Genomic DNA, 1,090 nt, shown 5'->3' on the forward strand with positions numbered 1-1,090 from the left:
AGCACCTCCGAATCAACAGGTGCTCACACAGGAATCACAAGCGATTCCTCCCATTCAAGAACTTTGGCCCGGAGCCAGATCAGCAGTCACGCCGATTTATGGGTAATCGCAAGCCGGCGTGGACCGCGGTGCGGAATCTCCTGATCGTTGGCTATGCGGTTGCGCGCTCGACCGGGTGATCCTTGGCAGACCAGTTCCACGGCAGGAGTTCGCCGAGACGGGTCTGTGGTGTGTCGGCGATGCGCGGGAGGGCGTCGGCGAGCCAGGCCTGCGGATCGATGTCGTTAAGCTTGGCCGTCGCGATCAGCGTCAGCATGAAGGCGCAGCGATCGGCGCCGCGATCGGAACCGGCAAAGAGCCATGACTTGCGGCCGAGAGCCAGGCCGCGGATCGCGCGTTCCGCCGCGTTGTTCGTCAGGCAGATCCGGCCTTCGGTGGTGAAGCGGGCAAAGCTGTCCCAGCGTGTCAGCATGTAGTCCATGGCCTTGGCGACCGGCGCGTGGCGCGACAGGCGCGCCCGCTCGGTGCGCATCCAGTCCTCCAGTTCGGCCAGAACGGCCACGCTTCGCTCCCGCCGGACAGCCAGGCGTTCTTCGGCAGGGCGACCACTCACCTCGCGTTCGATCTCGAACAGCGCATCAATGCGCTTGACCGCCTCCAGCGATCCGGGCCAGAGCCTCGGCATCGACATCCGCATCGACGACGATCCGCCGTCCGCAGGTCAGGACGATCTCCATGCGCGAGACCGCCGTCGTCATCTGCGGCTTCGGCCGCTCCAATACCGGCGCAAGCACCGCGGGAACGAAGGTCGGCACTGCCTCCGATCCGGCACGCTCGGCGCGAAAGGCGTGCCGCCACGTCACCAATTGCGAGCGCGAGATCACGTGACGCCGCGCCGTCGCCGACACCAGCCGCGGACCGGCCAGGCGCCAAGATTCGCCGCGGTGTCGCCGTGCCACACCCGTGTGGCAACACACCCCAGGGGAATCGCATTTGGAAATTTTTGTAGTCTGATTGTTCACTTGCGTTTGCGGTTGCGATGGATTCTTCGCTTGGCCGGCGGATTTTCGCCGTTGGGAGGATGCCGTGG

The 1,090-nt window shown here is 65.1% G+C and carries 1 protein-coding gene and 1 pseudogene; one reads left to right on the plus strand and one right to left on the minus strand.

Going from position 1 to position 1,090, the window contains the following annotated elements; all coding sequences use genetic code 11:
* Positions 1-151: 151 nt before the first annotated feature.
* A pseudogene (locus VQ042_RS25640) lies at positions 152-670 on the minus strand (IS66 family transposase); the annotation flags it as partial.
* A gap of 65 nt (positions 671-735) precedes the next feature.
* On the opposite strand from VQ042_RS25640, the gene VQ042_RS25645 reads away from it, so the two are divergent.
* A complete protein-coding gene (locus VQ042_RS25645) occupies positions 736-888 on the plus strand; it encodes a hypothetical protein (RefSeq protein ID WP_331823057.1) in 153 nt (50 codons plus the stop codon).
* Positions 889-1,090 lie beyond the last annotated feature (202 nt).

Origin of the sequence: Aurantimonas sp. A2-1-M11 (assembly GCF_036549475.1) — a bacterium.
Classification (GTDB): domain Bacteria; phylum Pseudomonadota; class Alphaproteobacteria; order Rhizobiales; family Rhizobiaceae; genus Aurantimonas.